Below are 17,406 nucleotides of genomic sequence, written 5' to 3' on the forward strand. Positions count from 1 at the left end.
CTATGCAGACATTGCTGATGTATAAAGTCGGCTCCTTTGAGTTTTTCTCATAGTTCATGGCTTTTACCAGCGAAAACATCAAGGTCTTCCTCGCCGTCCTCGACCACGGCTCGTTTTCCGCCGCCGCCCGCGCGCTCGGCCGGGTGCCTTCGGCCGTCAGCCTGGTGATCTCGCAGCTCGAGGCCGAACTCGACGTGGCGCTGTTCGACCGCGCCAGCCGCGAGCCGAAGCCGCTCGACGCCGCACGCGCCCTCGAGCCGCGGGCACGCCACCTGGCCAGTCAATTGCGCCAGCTGGAGGCCGACGCGCTCGCCCTGCACCGGGGGCTGGAGCGGCGCCTGACGCTGGTCGTCGCGCCGCAGTTGCTGTCCGGCCTGTGGGCGACGCCGCTGGTCGCGCTGGCGCGCGAGTTTCCCTCGCTGGAAGTGGAGATCATCTCGGCCCCGCAGACCGACGCCCTGGGGCTGCTGCACGAAGGCCGCGCCGACCTGGCCCTGATCTTCGAGCGCGAGCGCGTGGACGAACGCGAGGGTTTCGAGGAAGTGGGCAGCGACACCATGATCGCGGTCTGGCCCCGGGCCTGCTGCCGCCGGGGAAGGGCGCCCATGAATTGCGCCTGGAGGACGTGGTCGAGCTGCGCCAGATCGCCATGACCGGCCGCCACAGCGAGCGTGCCGACTCGCGCTTCATCCTGGCGCGCCAGGTCTGGCGCACCGACAGCCAGCTGGCGACCCTGGGCCTGGTGCAGGCCGGCCTGGGCTGGGCGCTGCTGCCCCGGACGCTGGTGCAGCCGCTGATCGCGGCCGGCGCCCTGGTCGAGATCGGCTTCCAGAATGCCAGCAACGAGGTGCGCCTGCTGGTCGACATCGTCTGGTCGCGCGAGCGGCCCCTGGGGCTGGGCGCCCGCCGCTATATTGAACTGATCCGGCAGGCCTGGCCTGCCGGTTCCGGCGCCTAATCCAGAATGCGCTTCAGGTCGGCCGGCGAGAAGGGCTTGGGCAGGGTGATTGCGCCGATCTCGGCCGCGCCGTCCACGCGCCCGTATCCGGTGGCGACCACGAGCTTCAGGTGAGGCCGGCCGGCCCTGGCCCGACGGGCGAGCTCGACACCGTTCATGCCCGGCAGTTCGTAGTCGGTGATCAGGACATCGTAATGATTCGATTCCAGCATGGCCAGGGCCTCGGCCGGGCTGGCGGCGCCGTCGACGCGCTGGTTCAGCATCTCGAGGACCGAGCAGCTCATGGCGAGCAGGTCGGGATCGTCTTCGACGAACAGCACGCGCCGGGTCGCTTCGACCTGTTCGAGCGGGTCGGCCGGCGCGCTGGCGGACGCCGTGGCTGAGGACTTGGCCAGCATCTGGCGCACCTTGCGCGCCAGCTGGTCGCGCCCGTAGGGCTTGGACAGCAGCTGCACGCCGGCGTCCAGCTTGCCGCCATGGACGATGGCGTTCTGCGTGTAGCCCGAGGTGAACAGCACCTCGATGTCCGGATTGATCTGGCGCGCCTGGCGCGCCAGTTCGGGGCTGCGCATTTCGCCTGGCATGACGACGTCGGTGAACAGTAGGTCGACCGGCATGCCGCTGTTGAGGATGGCCAGCGCGGCCGCGGCATTGTCCGCCTTCACGACCTTGTAGCCGAGGCTGCGCAGCATTTCCACGACCGTCGCCTGGACCGCCGGATCGTCCTCGACCACGAGGATGGACTCGTTGCCGCCAGTGGCCGGTCCGCTCTTCACGATCGGCTCGCTCACCTCGGCCTTCCAGGAGCGCGGGAAATACATCTTGATGGTCGTGCCGTGGCCGGGTTCGCTGTAGATCTTGAAGTGGCCGCCGGTCTGCTTGACGAAACCGTAGGCCATCGACAGGCCGAGGCCCGTGCCGCGGCCTTCCGGCTTGGTCGTGAAGAAGGGCTCGCAGGCGCGCTCGAGCACCTCGCGGCTCATGCCGCAGCCGTTGTCCGAGACCGCGATCAGGACGTACTGCCCCGGGGTGAGCTCATGGTGCGAGGCCACGTACTCGTCGTCGAGCATGGCGTTGCCCAGTTCGATCGTCAGCTTGCCGCCGCTGGGCATCGCATCGCGCGCATTGATCGCCAGGTTCAGCATGACGTTCTCGAGCTGGTAGGGGTCGACGCAGGTGTTCCACAGGCCGCCGCTGCGGATGGTCTCCACGGCGATGGTCTCGCCCAGCGCCCGGCGCAGCAGCTCGTCCATCTGCTGGACGATGCGGGCCGGATTGACGACGACCGGCTGCAGCGGCTGGCGGCGGGCGAAGGCGAGCAGCTGCGAGGCGAGCTTCGCGCCGCGTTCGACCGCGCCGAGCGCCGTGTCGAGCTGGCGCAGCGCCTGCTGGTCGCGCACGGCGCCGTCGCGCAGCAGTTGCAGGTTACCGCCGATGACCTGGAGGATGTTGTTGAAGTCGTGGGCCACGCCGCCGGTCAGCTTGCCGATCGCCTCGAGCTTCTGGGAGTGCTGCAGCGCGGCCTGCGTCGATTGCAGTTCGGCGGTGCGTTCCTCGACCAGGCTTTCCAGGCTCTTCTGGTACTTCTCCACTTCGTCCTGGGCCCGCTTCTGCTTGGTGACGTCGGTGCCCTGCACGAAGATGCCGACCGCTTCCCCCTGCGCATTCACGATGGGCTGGTAGACGAAGTCGATGAAGCGGGTCACGATCCTGCCATGGCCCTCCTGCAGTTCGAGCTGGACGCTTTGCCCGACCACCGGCGTGCCGGACTGGTAGACCTTGTCCAGCAGCTCGAAGAAGCCCTGGCCGTCGACCTCGGGCAGCGCTTCGCGCACGCTCTTGCCGATCAGGTCGCGGTTGCCGGTCAGGTTGCGGTAGGCATTGTTGGCCAGTTCGAAGACGTGGCCCGGACCCTTGAGCACGCAGATGAAGCCGGGCGCCTGTTCGAACAGGCTCTGGAAGAAGGTATTGCTCAGCTGGAGTTCGCTGGCCAGCGCCAGCGCCCGGCGCGCATCCTCGAGGGCTTCGGTGCGCGCAACGATGGTCTGCTCGAGTTCGGCCTGCTTCTCCGCCAGGAAGCGGGCGTTGATGACCTGCTCGGTGACGTCGCTCCCTTGCGAGAAGATGCCGAGCACGCTGCCGTTCTCGTCGAGGATGGGCTGGTAGACGAAGTCGATGTAGCTGTCGACCAGTTGGCCGTCCTTGGTGCGCACGGCAAGCGGCATGCCGCGGCCGACGTGCGGCTTGCCGGATGCGTAGACACCGTCGAGCAGCTCGAAAAAGCCCTGGCCTTCCAGCTCGGGCAGGGCCTCGCGCACGGGCTTGCCGATGATGTCGCGGTAGCCGGCGAGGCGGTGGTGCGATTCGTTCTGCAGTTCATAGACGTGGCTGGGGCCGCGGAAGAAGCAGACGAAGCCCGGCGCCTGCTCGACCAGGCGCAGCAGGTGGCGGCTCTGCTCGGTGCGCGCCTGCAGCAGGGCGTCCTGGGCGCGCATTTCGCGTTCGCGTGCTTCGCGCGTCCGGGTGACGTCGCGCGTGACCTTGCCGAATCCGACCAGGACGCCGTCGTCGTCGTAGAGCGGATCGATGACGACGTGGGCCCAGAAGCGCGAGCCGTCCTTGCGCACGCGCCAGCCCGTGGTTTCGAAAATCCCTTCGGCCTGCGCGGTCGCCAGGGCCTGGCGCGGCACGCCGGCCGCCCGGTCTTCCTCGGTGTAGAAGCACTCGAAGGAATGGCCGATGATGTCCTCGGCCGTGTAGCCCTTGGCGCGCTCGGCGCCGGCGTTCCAGGTGGCGACACGCCCGTCGGGCGAGAGCATGAAGATGGCAAAGTCGCGGATCTTCGCAACCAGCGTCGAGGTAAGGTTGGCTTCCAGCGTGGACAGCAAGGGCGAGGCCGTGGACATCGCGAATTTCCGCAAGTTGAAGAAGCCGGATTTTATGATAATCCAGCCAATTTTGGTGTTCTGAAGAAAAATTATAAGAATAAAAACCTGGTTACGGTGCGAAAACGGCGTTGCGTCGCGGCCCGCCAAAAGCGTGCTCTGTCTGCGCCAGAATAAGTCTAGTAGGAAATTTCCTGCTTACACTGCCTGCTGGACTCACTCGCCAAGGCGGCCGCGTGCCGCTTTTCGCCTCCATGAACAGCACCTGCGCGCGATGGAGCGGCCGCTACCTGGCCGCGACACACTGGTTCATTCCCGCCGCCCTGCAGCAGCAGGCGGCGACGCTGACGCGCGCCGAAAACGTCGTCAACGCGGCGCTGCTGGCCGCGACCGCCGGGCCCTTCTATGCGCTGGCCTATTATCTGTTGGGCTTTGGCGCGGCCGCCACCGAAATCCTGCTGTGCTGCGCCTTCATGCTCACCTCGCCGCTGCTGCTGCGCGCCAGCGGCCGGATCGGCGTCGCGCGCGAACTGTTCCTGTGCGCGCTGTTCTTCAATTTCACCTGGCTCAGCTATAACCTCGGCGGCATCAGCGCGCCCACCGCCAGCTGGCTGATCACCGGCCCCCTGGTCGCGGCTTTCCTCGGCGGCATCTGGAGCGCGTTGTTCTGGCTGGCGATGAGCTGCGGCGCGGCGAGCTTCATCTATGCGCTGGCGGCGAGCGGCCATGCGCTGCCGAACCATCCGGTCACCGACATGGCGCTGCTCTACCTGGTCTGCCACCTCGGCCTGTTCGTCGTGGTGCTGGCCTTCGCGCTGCTGTTCGAGCTGACCAAGACCCAGGGCTTTGTGAAGCTGGAAAAGGCCCTCGGCACCATCAACGAGCTGGCGATCCGCGACGAACTGACGGGCGTGCACAACCGCCGTTACCTGATCAGCCTGATCGAGCGCGAGAAGGAGCGCAGCGACCGCAACGGCCGCGCTTTCTGCCTCTGCCTGCTCGACATCGACTTCTTCAAGCGCATCAACGACACCTACGGCCACAGCGCCGGCGACACGGTGCTGCGCGCCTTTGCCCAGACAGTGCAGGAGCAGGTGCGCGGCAGCGACTGTTTCGGGCGCTACGGCGGCGAGGAATTCCTCCTGATGCTGCCGGAGACGCCGGCCGTCGACGCCCTGGTGCTGGCCGAGCGCGTGCGCGCCGCCGTCGAGAAGCTGCGCTGCATGGACGGGCCCAGCGAGATCGCGCTGACCGTTTCGGTCGGGGTGGCCGAGTACAGGATCGGCGAAAGCATCGGCGGCGCGATCGCCCGGGCCGACGAGGCGCTGTACCTGGCCAAGTCGAGCGGGCGCAACCGGGTGGTCTGCCACGGGCAGAACGATGCCCTGGTTGCGGTGACGCTACACAATGGCGCGCCGGGCGACGCGGCGGGTGATATCCCGGGTGACATCGCGGGTTGGACCGTTTCGACGCGAGACCTGGGCGCCAGCGTCGGCCGACTGCTCGACGGCGCACACTGCGACCAGCTCACCGGCCTGCTCAACCGGCGCCTGCTGCGCGACCGCCTGCGCCACGCGATGGACCGCGCCGACCGCAACCGGCGCCTGGTCGCGTTGCTGCTCCTGAATATCAACAAGTTCAAGGAAGTCAACGATGCCCTCGGCTTCGAGGCCGGCGACGCGCTGCTGGTACAGGCCGGCGGCATCCTGCGCGGCTGCCTGCGCGACTGTGACACCGTGGCGCGCTGGAGCGGCGACGAGTTCGTGGCGCTGCTGGAAGACCTGGGCAGCGAAGCCGACGCCCGGCAGGTGGCCGAGAAAATCCTCGACCGCTTCGGCCTGCCGCTGGCGGCCGCCGGCCGCGAGTGCTTCATCACGCTGTCGGTCGGCGTCGCGCTGTACCCGGCCGAGGACTGCGACCTCGATGCCCTGCTCAAGCGCGCCGACATCGCCATGCGCAGCGCGCGCGCCTGGGGCGAGAACAGCGTGCAGTTGTATTCGAGCGCGGCCAGCGCGCCGCAAAGCGAGCGGCTGACGCTGAAGAATGGGCTGCGCGAAGCCCTCGCGCGCGGCCAGCTGTTCCTCGAATACCAGCCGCAGCTCGACCTGGCGACGCGCCGCATCGTCGGCGTCGAAGCGCTGCTGCGCTGGCAGCATCCGGTCTACGGGCGCATCGATCCGGGTCGCTTCATCCCGCTGGCCGAGGAGACCGGCATGATCGTGCCGATCGGCGACTGGGTGCTGCGCACCGCCTGCGCCCAGAACCGCGCCTGGCGCGACGCCGGGCTTGTTGGCGTGAAGACGGCGGTGAACCTGTCGGCGCGCCAGTTACGTACGCCAAGCATCGCCGGGCGCGTGCTGGAGATCGTCGAGACGACCGGGCTGCCCGACGGTTGCCTCGAACTCGAGATCACCGAAGGCGTGCTGATCGACGACCTGGAGGGCAACCGCCGCGTCATGAGCGAGCTGCGCGCGGCCGGCGTGCTGGTGTCGATCGACGACTTCGGCACCGGTTACTCCAGCCTGAATTACCTGTCCGAGCTGCCGGTCGACATCCTCAAGATGGACGGACTGTTCGTACGCCGCCTCGGCCAGAACGCGCGCACCCGTCCGTATGCGATCGCCGAGGCAATCGTCGCCATGGCGCACAGCCTGGACCTGAAAGTCATCGCCGAGTGCGTCGAGACCGGCGAACAGCTGGCCGACCTGTGCGCCATGCGCTGCGACGTCGCCCAGGGTTACCTGTTCCACCGCCCGCTGCCCCCCGAACAGCTGGCAGCGCTGCTGGCGCGCCAGGTCGAGCAGCTCGGCGCGCCGGTACCGGCGTGAATCCACTTTTCCCTTCCAACGAGGAGCACATCGTGCACGAAGAAACGCTTCACTTCGCGCGGACAGACGATATCGCCGAACTGGCCAGTTGCGGCGCGCTGAGCGGCAATGTCGCCCAATTCGCCCAGCCGCGCGGCCCCGACCTGATCCGCCGCACCGAGCCGCTCGATGCCTGGTGCGCGCTGCGCGCCGGACACGGGGTCTGGCAATACGCGCGCGCGGTCGACGGTGCGCCCGGGCCCGAGGCGCAGGTAAGGGACGAGGGAGCGGAAGGCGCAGGCCCGGACACGGCGCCGGGCGTGAACTTCGCCTCCCAGGATTACCTGTCGCTCGCCTCCCACCCCGCGGTCCGGGAGGCGGCGCTGCGCGCGCTGGCCGACTGCGGCCCGCACAGCGCCGGCTCGGCTGTCCTGATGGGAAACAGCCGCCTGTCGCTGGCGCTCGAAGAAGCGCTCGGCGGCTTGCTGCACGCCGGCCACGTGACCCTGTTTCCGACCGGCTGGGGCGCCGCTTTCGGCGTCATCACCGCGCTCGTCGGCCAGCGCGACTACGTCGTGGTCGACCAGCTCGCGCATGCCTCGCTGCGCCAGGGCGCGGCGGCGGTCACGCGCAACGTCGCGCTGCACCGCCACCTCGACACCGGCCACGTGCGCGAGCTGCTCGCCGCGATCCGCGCGCGCGATACCGAGAACGGGATCCTGGTCGTCACCGAAGGCCTGTTCAGCATGGATGCCGACCTCCCGGACCTGCCGCTGATGCAGCACCTGTGCAGCGAATACGGCGCCACCTTGCTGGTCGACGTCGCCCACGACCTCGGGGCGCTCGGGCCGAACGGGTCCGGCAGCATCGGGGCCCAAGGGATGCTGGGCAAGATCGACATCGTGATGGGCGCGTTCTCGAAGACCTTTGCCTCGAACGGCGGCTTCGTTGCCTGCGCCTCGCGCGCGGTCAAGCGCCAGCTGCAGCTGTTCGCGGGACCGCACCTGTTCTCGAACGCGCTCTCGCCGGTGCAGGCGGCCACCGTGCTCGAAGCGCTGCGCATCGTCAGCGCGAGCGAAGGCGAGGGGCTGCGCGCGGCCCTGCTGCGCAATGCGCTCGCCCTGCGCGCCCACCTGGCCGAGACCGGCATGCGCTGCCTTGGCGCACCCTCGGCCATCGTGCCGGTCTGGATCGGCAGCGAGCCGGTGGCGCGCCTGGCCGGGCGCACCCTGGCGCGCGCCAACGTGCATGTGAACGCGGTCGAGTTCCCCGGGGTGCCGCTGGGCGCGGCGCGCCTGCGCCTGCAGGTGATGGCGGCGCATCGGCCCGAGCAGCTCCGGCACGGCGCGCGGCTGGTGGGCGCGGCGGTGAATGGCGCCGGCGCGGCGCTCGGCGTGGAGCCGGCGCGCGGACCCTGGCGCGGGGAGCGTTCCCGTGGCTGAGGCAATGGAGCCCGGGGGAGCGACCCTGCTGCACAGCCTTCAGGAGCGCGCCCGGCGCACGCCTGAACGCATCGCCTACACTTTCCTGCACGAGAACGGCGCGGCGCTGGATGTCTCGTACGCCCAGCTGGCGGCGCGCGTGGCCGCCCTGGCGGCGACACTGTCGGCACGCGCCAGCCCCGGCGAGCGCGCGCTGCTGCTGTATCCGGCGGGCCTGGACTTCGTGACCGCTTTTCTCGCCTGCCTGGCCGCCCGCCTGGTCGCGGTACCGGCCGCGCCCGCGCACCGGCGCCGCGACGGCGAGCGCCTGGCGGCGCTGCTGGCCGACGCCAGGCCCGCCATCGTGCTCGCGGCGCCCGACGCCGAAACGTCCACGCGCGCGGCGCTGGCGCGCGCCGACTGTTCCCTGCCGCTGTTGTGCGGTCCCGGGCCGGCGCAGCCCGCCGGCCCGGCGCTGCCGCTGCCGTCGGGCGCCGCGCTGGCCTTCCTGCAATACACTTCCGGCTCGACGGCGCAGCCGAAAGGGGTGGAGATCACGCATGCGAACATGGTCGCCAACATCGGGGCGATCGGGCAGGCCTTCGGCTTCGGCCCGGACACCGTGATGGTGAGCTGGCTGCCGCCCTTCCACGACATGGGGCTGATCGGCAGCGTGGCCGCGCCGCTGGCGCTGGGCTTTCGTTCGGTGCTGATGTCGCCCGGCGCCTTCCTGCGCCGCCCGGCGCTGTGGCTGGAAGCGGTCACGCGTTACCGCGCCACCTGCAGCGGGGCGCCGAACTTCGCCTGGGACCTGTGCGTGCGGCGGGTGAGCGCCGAGCAGGCCGCGCGCTGCGACCTGTCCAGTCTCGAGGTGCTCTACAACGGCGCCGAACCGGTGCGCGCGGCCACGCTGGAACGCTTCATGCGCGCCTTCGGCGGCCGCGGCCTGCGCCGCAGCGCGCTGTTCCCCTGCTACGGCATGGCCGAGGCGACCCTGCTGGTGGCCGGCGGACCGTTCGGGCGCGGCCCGCGCATCCTGACGCTGGACGCGGAGGCGCTCGAACGGCAGCAGGTGCGCATGGCGGCGCCGGGCGACGCTACGGCGCGGGCCATCGTCAGCTGCGGACCGCTCGCTTCCGGCGTGAAGGTCGCGGTCACCGATCCGGAGAGCGGCGAACATCTCGGCGCCGGCCGCGTGGGAGAGATCTGGATCGCCGGCCCGGCCGTGTCGCGCGGCTACCACGGCCGGGCCCAGGAGAGCGCCCAGGTGTTCGGTGCGCAGGTGGCGGGCGGCACGGGTGGGTCGGCGCCTTTCCTGCGCAGCGGCGACCTCGGCTTCCTGCACGAGGGGGAACTCTTCATTACGGGACGCCGCAAGGACGTCATCATCCTGCATGGCCGCAACCTGTACGCGCAGGACGTGGAAGAGCTGGTCGAACGCGCGGCCGGCACGCTCGCGCCGAACAGCTGCGCCGCCTTCGGTATCGAGGGCGCCGACGGCGAGCGCCTGGCCGTGGTGGTCGAGGCCGACCGGCTTCTTGCACGCAGCGGCGACATCGAGGAACTGGGGCGGCGTATCCGCAGCGCCGTGGCGGCAGGCGTCGGGGTGCCGCTGCATACCCTGCTGTTCGCGGCGCCGGGCGCCTTCCCGCGCACCACCAGCGGCAAGGTCCAGCGCGCCCGCTGCAAGGCCCTGCTGGCGGCGGGCGCCCTGCAACTGCTGCGTCCCCGCCCGCGCGCCGGCCTGGCGGCGGGAAGGGCGCGCGCCGACACCCTGATCGGCTGGCTGCGCCAGTACGGCGCGCGGCGCATCAACTCTGCGCTCGATGACGAACGGCGCGCGATGGCCCCGCACCTGGTGCTCGACCTCGGCAACCATGGCCTGTTCGGCCTGCAGGCGCCGCGCGCGCTGGGCGGCCAGGCGCTGGCCACGGTCGACCTGGTGCGCGTGATGGCGCAGCTGGCGGCGCTCGACCTGACCCTGGCCACGGTGGTGGGCGTGCACAATGGTCTCGGCCTGCGCCCGCTGCTGCGCTTCGGTTCACCCGCGCTGCGTGCGCAGTGGGGACCGGTGTTGTCCACCGGCCGCCAGCTGGCCGCGTTCGCCCTGAGCGAGCCGCAGGCGGGATCGAACCCGCGCGCGATCGGCACCCGTGCCGTGCGCGTCGACGGCGGCTGGCGCCTCAGCGGCGAGAAGCACCTGATCGGCCTGGCCTCCTGGTCGGGCGTCCTGAGCGTATTCGCGCGCGCCTTCGATGGCGCGGGCAGGGCGCTCGGCACGGTCGCGCTGCTGGTGCCGGAAGACGCCCCGGGGCTGATCCAGGGCCCGGAAGCGCTGACCATGGGCATGCGCGCGATGGTGCAGAACGCGGTGCGCTTCGACGAAGTGTTCGTGGCCGACGCCCAGGTGCTGGGCGTGCCCGGCGCCGGCATGGAGGTGGCGCAGGACGCGATGGCCTTTGCGCGCCTGGGTATCGGCGCCTTGTGCGTCGGCGCCATGCAGCGCTGCGCCCAGCTGATGGCGCGCTATGCCCAGCGCCGCGACATCGCGGGCGGACGCCTGCTGGACAATGCCGTCAGCGCGCTGCGCCTGCACGAACTGACGTGCGCGATCGAGGCGGCCGAGGCGTTGGTGGAGCGCCTGGCGCGCGCCGACGACGACGGCGTCGAATTGCTGCAGGATGCCTGCAGCGCCTGTAAGTGCGTGCTGTCGGAACTGCTGTGGGAAGCGGCCGACGGCCTGATGCAGATGCTGGGCGGGCGCGGTTACCTGGAGAACAACGTGGCGCCGCGCCTGTTGCGCGATGCGCGCGTGCTGCGCATTCTCGAAGGTCCGAGCGAGACCCTGTATGCCCACCTGGGCGCACTGGTGCGCACGCCCGGCAATGCGTTCGCGCGCTGCATCGCCGAGCTGTTCGGCGCCCCGGCCCTCGGCGCTGGACTGGCGCGCCTGCCCGCGGCCGGCGCCGGCCAGTGGCAGGACTGGCGCAACGGCGAATTCGCCGCATGGACGCTGCTGGCCGCCGCCGCGCGCGGCGAGGCGGCCGGCTGGGCTGCACGCAGGCTGGAGGCGCTGCGGCGGTCGATCGGCGCCGAGCAGGCCGCCGTGCAGGCCTGCCCATCCGGCGCGGCGCTGGCGGCGCGCGTGGGCGGCTATGCGCTCGCGATCGGCGACGTCGAGCAGGCCCTGGCGGGCGAAGAACACCGGCTCGATCCGCTGCTGCGCCGGGAGGGGCCGCAAGCCGCGCGCGCGCCGGCGCCGCCTGGACGCCCGGCGCTTCCCGATCCGCCCCCGGTGGCTCCGGCTTCCGCCTCGGTCGAGCTGGTGCGCACCTGCGTGCTCAAGTGGCTGCGCGTGGGGGCGAACGAACCGCAGGACATGGACCAGCCGCAGCAGCTGGCCGGGGCGCTGCGTTGCCTGCCCTCGCTCCTGGTCGGGATCGACACGCCGTTCGGCGACCTGGGCATCGATTCGCTGGCTGCCGTCCCTCTGGCGCTCGAGCTGGAGGCTGCAAGCGGCGTGCGCATCGGCGCCGAACTGCTCTACGACTACCCGACGGTACGCGAACTGGCGGCCTACATAGACTCGCAGCGCGACTCGCAGCGTGACGCCCGGCGGGTGGGGCCGGGAACTGTCCCGGCAGCCGGGGAAGCCTGATCGCGCGCACGCGCTCCGCAGCCGCAGCGGCGGCTGCCGGGGTGGCGCACTCGCGACGGCCGGTGTCGCGGGGCGGGCAGGGCGGGGTAAAATAGCTGCTTTACCATTTCGCTTTTCACCATGACCGTCCGTACCCGTTTTGCCCCGAGCCCGACCGGCTATCTCCACCTCGGCGGCGCGCGCACCGCGCTGTATTCCTGGGCCTATGCCCGCCATTTCGGCGGCACCTTCATCCTGCGCATCGAGGACACCGACCTCGAACGCTCGACGCCGGAAGCGGTGCAGGCCATCCTGGACGGCATGCAGTGGCTGGGCCTGTCGCACGACGAAGGCCCGTTCTACCAGATGCAGCGCATGGACCGCTACCGCGAGGTGATCAAGGGCATGCTCGACGCCGGCACCGCCTACCTGTGCTATTGCTCGCCGGAAGAAGTCGAAGCGATGCGCGAGCGCATGCGCGCCGCCGGCGAAAAGCCGCGCTATGACGGCACCTGGCGCCCGGAGCCCGGCAAGACCCTGCCGCCGGTCCCTGAGGGCGTCAAGCCGGTGGTGCGCTTCAAGAACCCGCTGGACGGTGAAGTGACCTGGAACGACGTCGTGAAGGGTCCGATCACGATCGCCAACAAGGAACTCGACGACCTGATCATCGCGCGTCCGGACGGCACCCCGACCTACAATTTCTGCGTTTCGGTCGACGACTGGGACATGAAGATCACCCACGTGCTGCGTGGCGACGACCACGTGAACAACACCCCGCGCCAGATCAACATCCTGCGCGCCCTCGGCGCCGAGCTGCCGCAGTACGGCCACCTGCCGATGATCCTGGGCCCGGACGGCCAGAAATTGTCGAAGCGCCACGGCGCGGTGAGCGTGATGCAATACCCGGAGCAGGGTTACCTGCCGGAAGCCATGCTGAACTACCTGGCGCGCCTGGGCTGGAGCCACGGTGACGACGAGATCTTCTCGATGGAACAGTTCACCGAGTGGTTCAACCTCGAACACCTGACCGCCTCGGCGGCGCAGTTCAACCCGGAAAAGCTCGCCTGGCTGAACAACCACTATATCAAGCAGGCCGACAACGAGCGCCTGGCCGGCCTGGCCCGTCCCAAGATGGAAGAGCAGGGCGCGCAATTCGACGGCGCCCCGGCCCTGCCGACCGTGCTGGCCCTGCTGAAGGAGCGCGCCAATACCATCAACGAACTGGCCGATGCGGCGATGCTGTTCTACCGCCAGCCTCAGCCGGATGCAGCCCTGCTGGCCCAGCACCTGACCGACGCCGTGCGCCCGGCCCTGGCCGCGTTCGCCGAGCGTTGCCAGACGGTCGAGTGGAACAAGGCCGCGCTGGCCGCCATGCTCAAGGAAGTGCTCGCCGCGCACGGCCTGAAGATGCCGCAGATCGCCATGCCGCTGCGCCTGCTCGTCACCGGCCAGCTGCAGACCCCGGCCATCGACGCCGTGCTGGAACTGTTCGGCCGCGACACCGTACTGGCGCGTGTGAAGAAAGGTTTGTGAGAGGACGCAAATCGCTATTTGCGAAATGCAAGAACCTCGCTATAATGCTCGCACTTCAGCAGCACACGGTAACACAGCAGCACAGTGAGTACAGTGAAACGGGGGTATAGCTCAGCTGGGAGAGCGCTTGCATGGCATGCAAGAGGTCAGCGGTTCGATCCCGCTTACCTCCACCAACTCTGAAGTGCAGTACGGTAGTTCCAGGGTCCCCATCGTCTAGAGGCCTAGGACATCACCCTTTCACGGTGAGTACCGGGGTTCGAATCCCCGTGGGGACGCCAGGGTTTTGGCGGAAGTTTGCCAAAAAGCTGCGCCAGCGGCAGCAGTAGTAGAAGTAAAAGCAGTATGTTATAATGTTGTTTTCCCGTAGGGGGTATAGCTCAGCTGGGAGAGCGCTTGCATGGCATGCAAGAGGTCAGCGGTTCGATCCCGCTTACCTCCACCACGTAGGAAAAGCAATGTTGTAGCAGTCCAGGGTCCCCATCGTCTAGAGGCCTAGGACATCACCCTTTCACGGTGAGTACCGGGGTTCGAATCCCCGTGGGGACGCCAAGAATTCGGCAAGTGCAGTAAAGTAGTAATCGGAACAGTTTTAGGTCCCCATCGTCTAGAGGCCTAGGACATCACCCTTTCACGGTGAGTACCGGGGTTCGAATCCCCGTGGGGACGCCAGATGTGCAGTAGAAGCAAAAAGCCGCCTTGAGCGGCTTTTTGCTTTTCTGCGTTGGGCTATGCGGTTCTTAAAGAAGAGAGAACAAACATGCCGGCGCAGCCCGTTTTGCCGCCGCGCCGGCGCATGCACTCACCAGCGCGGCGGCGGCAATCCACCCAGCGCGATGCCGGCAGGCGCAAACCCGAAGCCGAAGGACTGCAGCGCCAGCGGCGACGGGTGGAAGAACTGCGTGCCGGCGTAGGCGGGCATGCTATCGCCGTTGCCGACGCCGGCCATGCCGCCATACATCGCCGGCCAAGCCTGCGCCTGCTGCGCCGGCATCAGCGGCAGGCCGAGAGCGGCCAACGCATCGGGCATGCCGGCGCCGGTGCGGGTCATGTCGCCCAGGCTGACGTGACGTGCACTGAGCCGGATGATCTGGAACAGGCGCTCGACGCGTTCCGGCGAGCGGGCTGCGCCCTGGAACTCGGGACGATGCGCCAGGATCAGGGCCGCCAGGCCGGTGGCGTGCGGCGCCGCCATCGAGGTGCGGTCCCAGGCCGCGAAATTATTCGGCGGTACCGACGAGACGATGGCCACCCCAGGCGCGGCGACATCCACCTGCGGACCGAAGCAGCTGAACTTGGCGGTGAAATAGCCTTCGGCGTCGGCATCCATGTTAACCGTTTCCATGTGATAGCTGTCCGCTGGAAATTCGCCGAGCTTGCCGAGTGCGCTCACCGCCAGCACGTTTGGCGAGGCCGCCGGGTATTGCACTGGCCCGCCGGAATTGCCGGCCGCCGCGATGCAGGCAACGCCGGCCCGCTTCGCGCGCACGATCTGGCGCTCGAGCGCCTCTGAAGGCGCGCCGCCGCCCAGGCTCAGGTTGACGACGTCGATCTGGTGCTCGATGCAGTACTCCAGCGCTTCGATCAGCTGGCTGATCTGTCCGCCAGGGAAGAGTTTGCAGACATGGATTTCCGCTTCCGGTGCAAAGCCGCGGATGCCCCAGGCCGGGTCGGCGCCGGCGATCACGCCCGCGCAATGCGAGCCGTGGCCGAGCGTGTCTTCGGTCCAGGTGTTGGGATCGGTCTGCTTGTTGATGATGTCGAAGCCGGCGCGGATGCGGTTCAGGTTGCCGTGCGTGATGGCCGCACCCGAGTCGATGACGGCGACCTTGACGCCCTGGCCGCGGAACTGCGGCGGCAGCGCATCCAGGCGCATGGCGCGGGCGCCCCAGCCCATCGCGTTCTGGCGCGGGAAGCCCTGCAGCGAGGGCCAGTCGGCCAGGGCGCGCAACGTCACCACGTTCAACTGGTCGAGGCTGATGTCGGGGTCGCGCTGGAAGAAGCTCCAGTGGTCGGTGCGCGGCTTGACGTAGAGGCCGCTGATTGAATGCGTGTCCTCGCCGTACAGGCGCACGCGCGCCTGGCCGGACCCATCGGTGATGGCCGCGGCCGGCAGCATGCCGCCGAACAGGGACACCTCGGCGTCCGCCAGGGGCGTGCCGTCCTTGCCAAGCACGACGATCGTCACTTCGACCGAAGGCCCGTTGTACGGGGTCAGCGAGGAGACCAGGTCGCGCCGGCGCAGCATCGGGTCGAGCAGGTGCAGGTGCTGGTCGCGTTCGACGAGCAGGCGCCCACCGCCGCGCTGGTGCAGTTCGCCGGCCTGCTGGTCGGTCATGCGCGCGACCAGGATGCCTTCGGCGGCGCCGTCCAGGCCCGCTGTCGTCATGCTGCTGCGCGCGCCCACGGTATCGACCACCTCGATATCGGGATTGGCGCGCAGCGCCTGCTCGATGGTGGAGAGCGGGAGCGGCGCCAGGCCCCCGAAAGCCATCGGACCCAGCGCGGCCATCGGCTGGCGCGGCGCGACGAGGTACTTCTTCTTGCGCTCGGCGACTGTGCGTCCGCGCACTTCCTGTGCGGCGCCGGCGCCGCCGTCCGGGACCTGGCCGGACCGGTCCTGCGGTTCGCCGGCCCCGCCTTGGGCAGGTTTTGGCATGTTCGTTTCCTTTCGATTGCGCTCGGCCGGCACGTGTCAGAACAGCGACAGCGGGCGGTCGGGCTCGATCATCAGTTGGTTGAGGGTGCGTTGCTTGAGCTTTTCGACGGTCGCCGGATCGGTTTCGACGACGGCGGTGTGCGGCGGACCGGCGCTCGGGCCGATCGTGTCGACCAGGCGCACGGCCGGGTCGTTGCGGATGCTGTCGATGAAGCTGGCGAGGGCGCCGTCGTCGCCCGCGGCGCGCACGATGTAGCGGTTCTTCCCTTCGGAGCCGGGACTCGGCATGGGCATGTCCTCCTTGTTCCTGTGAACCTCCCGCCCACAGGGCGGGAGGAAAGCGCGGCGCGAGGCCGGCGGATGGTCCGGTATCAGTGGACGGTCTGCTGGCCGCCCAGCTGTGCCTGTTGCACCTGCTGTGCGTAGGCGCTCCATGGGTCGGCGGAGAACGGCAGCATGCTGCCGATCTGGCCGGCGATGCCGCCGATGGTGCTGCCGAGCTGCTGGTTACCCAGCTGGCTGCCGATGAAGCTGCCGACCGGTTGGGCATACTGGCCGATCATGTTGGTCAGCCAGCTTTGCGGCGCGATCTGGCCCTGGCCTTGCACCTGCGGCGCCTGCTGGGAAGCCATTTGCTGCTGTAGTTGCTGCTGCAGCTGGACGGCGCGCTGTTGCAACTGCATCAGCACCTGCTGCAGTTGCTGCTGCTGGGCCTGGATCTGCTGCAGCTGCTGCACCAGCGGATGGCGCTGCATGGCGCCGCCCTGGGCGTCGGCGCCGAAGGGCAGCAGGGTGGCCAGGCCGCCCAGGCCGGTACCGATGAGGCCGCCTAGAGTGGGATTGTTGGTGGCGTCGCCGATCAGTGCACCCGCCGGCTTGGCGAGCTGGCCGACCAGACCGCTGAAGAAGCCGCCCTGGGGCGTGAGCTGGCCCATCTGCGCCTGTTGCTGCTGCTGTTGCATTTGCTGCAGTTGCTGGAGCTGCTGAAGTTGTTGCAGTTGCTGGAGCTGCTGGGGTTGCAACTGCTGTTGGCCGCCAAAGGCAGTGCTGCCCGGGTCGGCGCCGAAAGGCAGCAGGCCGCCGCCGATGGTGCCAGCGAGCTCGCCGATGCGGCTGCCCAGGTTCGGGTTCCCGAACAGGCCGCCGATACCACGGCCGATGGCGCTGCCTACCGGTGCGCCAAACATGCCGCCAAACAGGGATTGTGGTGCAATCGAGGGTTGTCCATATCCGAATTGCTGGAATTCATTCATGCTCGACTCCTTGGTTTTGGATTGCGGCTGCCGGCAACAGTACCGGCGCTTGACACGTCATGGCGTGCCCGCTGATTTTCGATTCCCCTTACGCACCTGCTGCAAGCGGCCGCGTACGTGGCGTCCGCACACCGGTAAGGACGATGCGCGAACGAAGGGCAGGGTGGAGGATCGCTGTCCCGCCTTCCCTGCAGGTAGCGGTTGGACTGGGGGCCTTTCGCGAAGTTTGAGCGGATATCCGGGCATGTCCGTA

8 protein-coding genes, 5 tRNA genes and 1 pseudogene are annotated in these 17,406 nt (G+C 69.0%); 10 read left to right on the plus strand and 4 right to left on the minus strand.

Going from position 1 to position 17,406, the window contains the following annotated elements; genetic code table 11:
• The first annotated feature begins 56 nt into the window (after positions 1–56).
• Positions 57–958, plus strand: a pseudogene (locus ACSUZJ_RS09510) (LysR family transcriptional regulator).
• Here ACSUZJ_RS09510 and ACSUZJ_RS09515 read toward each other — a convergent pair.
• On the minus strand, positions 955–3,864 hold the full coding sequence (locus ACSUZJ_RS09515) for a response regulator (RefSeq protein WP_499415501.1): 2,910 nt from the start codon (positions 3,862–3,864) through the stop codon (positions 955–957). The pseudogene ACSUZJ_RS09510 and the gene ACSUZJ_RS09515 sit on opposite strands and share 4 nt — an antisense overlap.
• Positions 3,865–4,079: 215 nt before the next feature.
• On the opposite strand from ACSUZJ_RS09515, the gene ACSUZJ_RS09520 reads away from it, so the two are divergent.
• The 9 genes from ACSUZJ_RS09520 to ACSUZJ_RS09560 all read left to right on the plus strand — a co-directional run bounded on the left by ACSUZJ_RS09520 (position 4,080) and on the right by ACSUZJ_RS09560 (position 13,913).
• Entirely contained in the window at positions 4,080–6,671 is a 2,592-nt protein-coding gene (locus tag ACSUZJ_RS09520) for a putative bifunctional diguanylate cyclase/phosphodiesterase (RefSeq protein ID WP_499415503.1), read from the plus strand.
• A gap of 32 nt (positions 6,672–6,703) precedes the next feature.
• Positions 6,704–8,092, plus strand: coding sequence for an aminotransferase class I/II-fold pyridoxal phosphate-dependent enzyme (locus tag ACSUZJ_RS09525; protein WP_499415505.1), 1,389 nt, complete (start codon positions 6,704–6,706; stop codon positions 8,090–8,092).
• Complete coding sequence (locus ACSUZJ_RS09530) at positions 8,085–11,729, plus strand: AMP-binding protein (protein ID WP_499415507.1); 3,645 nt, start codon at positions 8,085–8,087, stop codon at positions 11,727–11,729. The genes ACSUZJ_RS09525 and ACSUZJ_RS09530 overlap by 8 nt, the downstream gene beginning before the upstream one ends.
• Positions 11,730–11,849: 120 nt before the next feature.
• Entirely contained in the window at positions 11,850–13,241 is a 1,392-nt protein-coding gene (gltX, locus tag ACSUZJ_RS09535) for a glutamate--tRNA ligase (protein ID WP_499415509.1), read from the plus strand.
• 100 nt (positions 13,242–13,341) lie between these two features.
• A tRNA-Ala gene (locus ACSUZJ_RS09540) sits at positions 13,342–13,417 on the plus strand.
• A gap of 29 nt (positions 13,418–13,446) precedes the next feature.
• A tRNA-Glu gene (locus ACSUZJ_RS09545) sits at positions 13,447–13,522 on the plus strand.
• A gap of 88 nt (positions 13,523–13,610) precedes the next feature.
• Positions 13,611–13,686, plus strand: a tRNA-Ala gene (locus ACSUZJ_RS09550).
• Positions 13,687–13,717: 31 nt separating this feature from the next.
• Positions 13,718–13,793, plus strand: a tRNA-Glu gene (locus ACSUZJ_RS09555).
• 44 nt (positions 13,794–13,837) lie between these two features.
• Positions 13,838–13,913 (plus strand) — tRNA-Glu (locus ACSUZJ_RS09560).
• 130 nt (positions 13,914–14,043) lie between these two features.
• Here ACSUZJ_RS09560 and ACSUZJ_RS09565 read toward each other — a convergent pair.
• The 3 genes from ACSUZJ_RS09565 to ACSUZJ_RS09575 form a co-directional block, all read right to left on the minus strand.
• On the minus strand, positions 14,044–15,900 hold the full coding sequence (locus ACSUZJ_RS09565; RefSeq protein ID WP_499415511.1) for a S8 family serine peptidase: 1,857 nt from the start codon (positions 15,898–15,900) through the stop codon (positions 14,044–14,046).
• 36 nt (positions 15,901–15,936) lie between these two features.
• The gene (locus tag ACSUZJ_RS09570) at positions 15,937–16,188 is read right to left on the minus strand and encodes a hypothetical protein (RefSeq protein ID WP_499415513.1); all 252 of its coding nucleotides are present in this window, start codon (positions 16,186–16,188) and stop codon (positions 15,937–15,939) included.
• An 83-nt stretch (positions 16,189–16,271) separates the two neighbouring features.
• Entirely contained in the window at positions 16,272–17,153 is an 882-nt protein-coding gene (locus tag ACSUZJ_RS09575) for a hypothetical protein (RefSeq protein WP_499415515.1), read from the minus strand.
• Positions 17,154–17,406: the final 253 nt, after the last annotated feature.

Source organism: Telluria sp. B2, from assembly GCF_051789535.1.
In the GTDB taxonomy this organism is placed as follows: domain Bacteria; phylum Pseudomonadota; class Gammaproteobacteria; order Burkholderiales; family Burkholderiaceae_D; genus Telluria.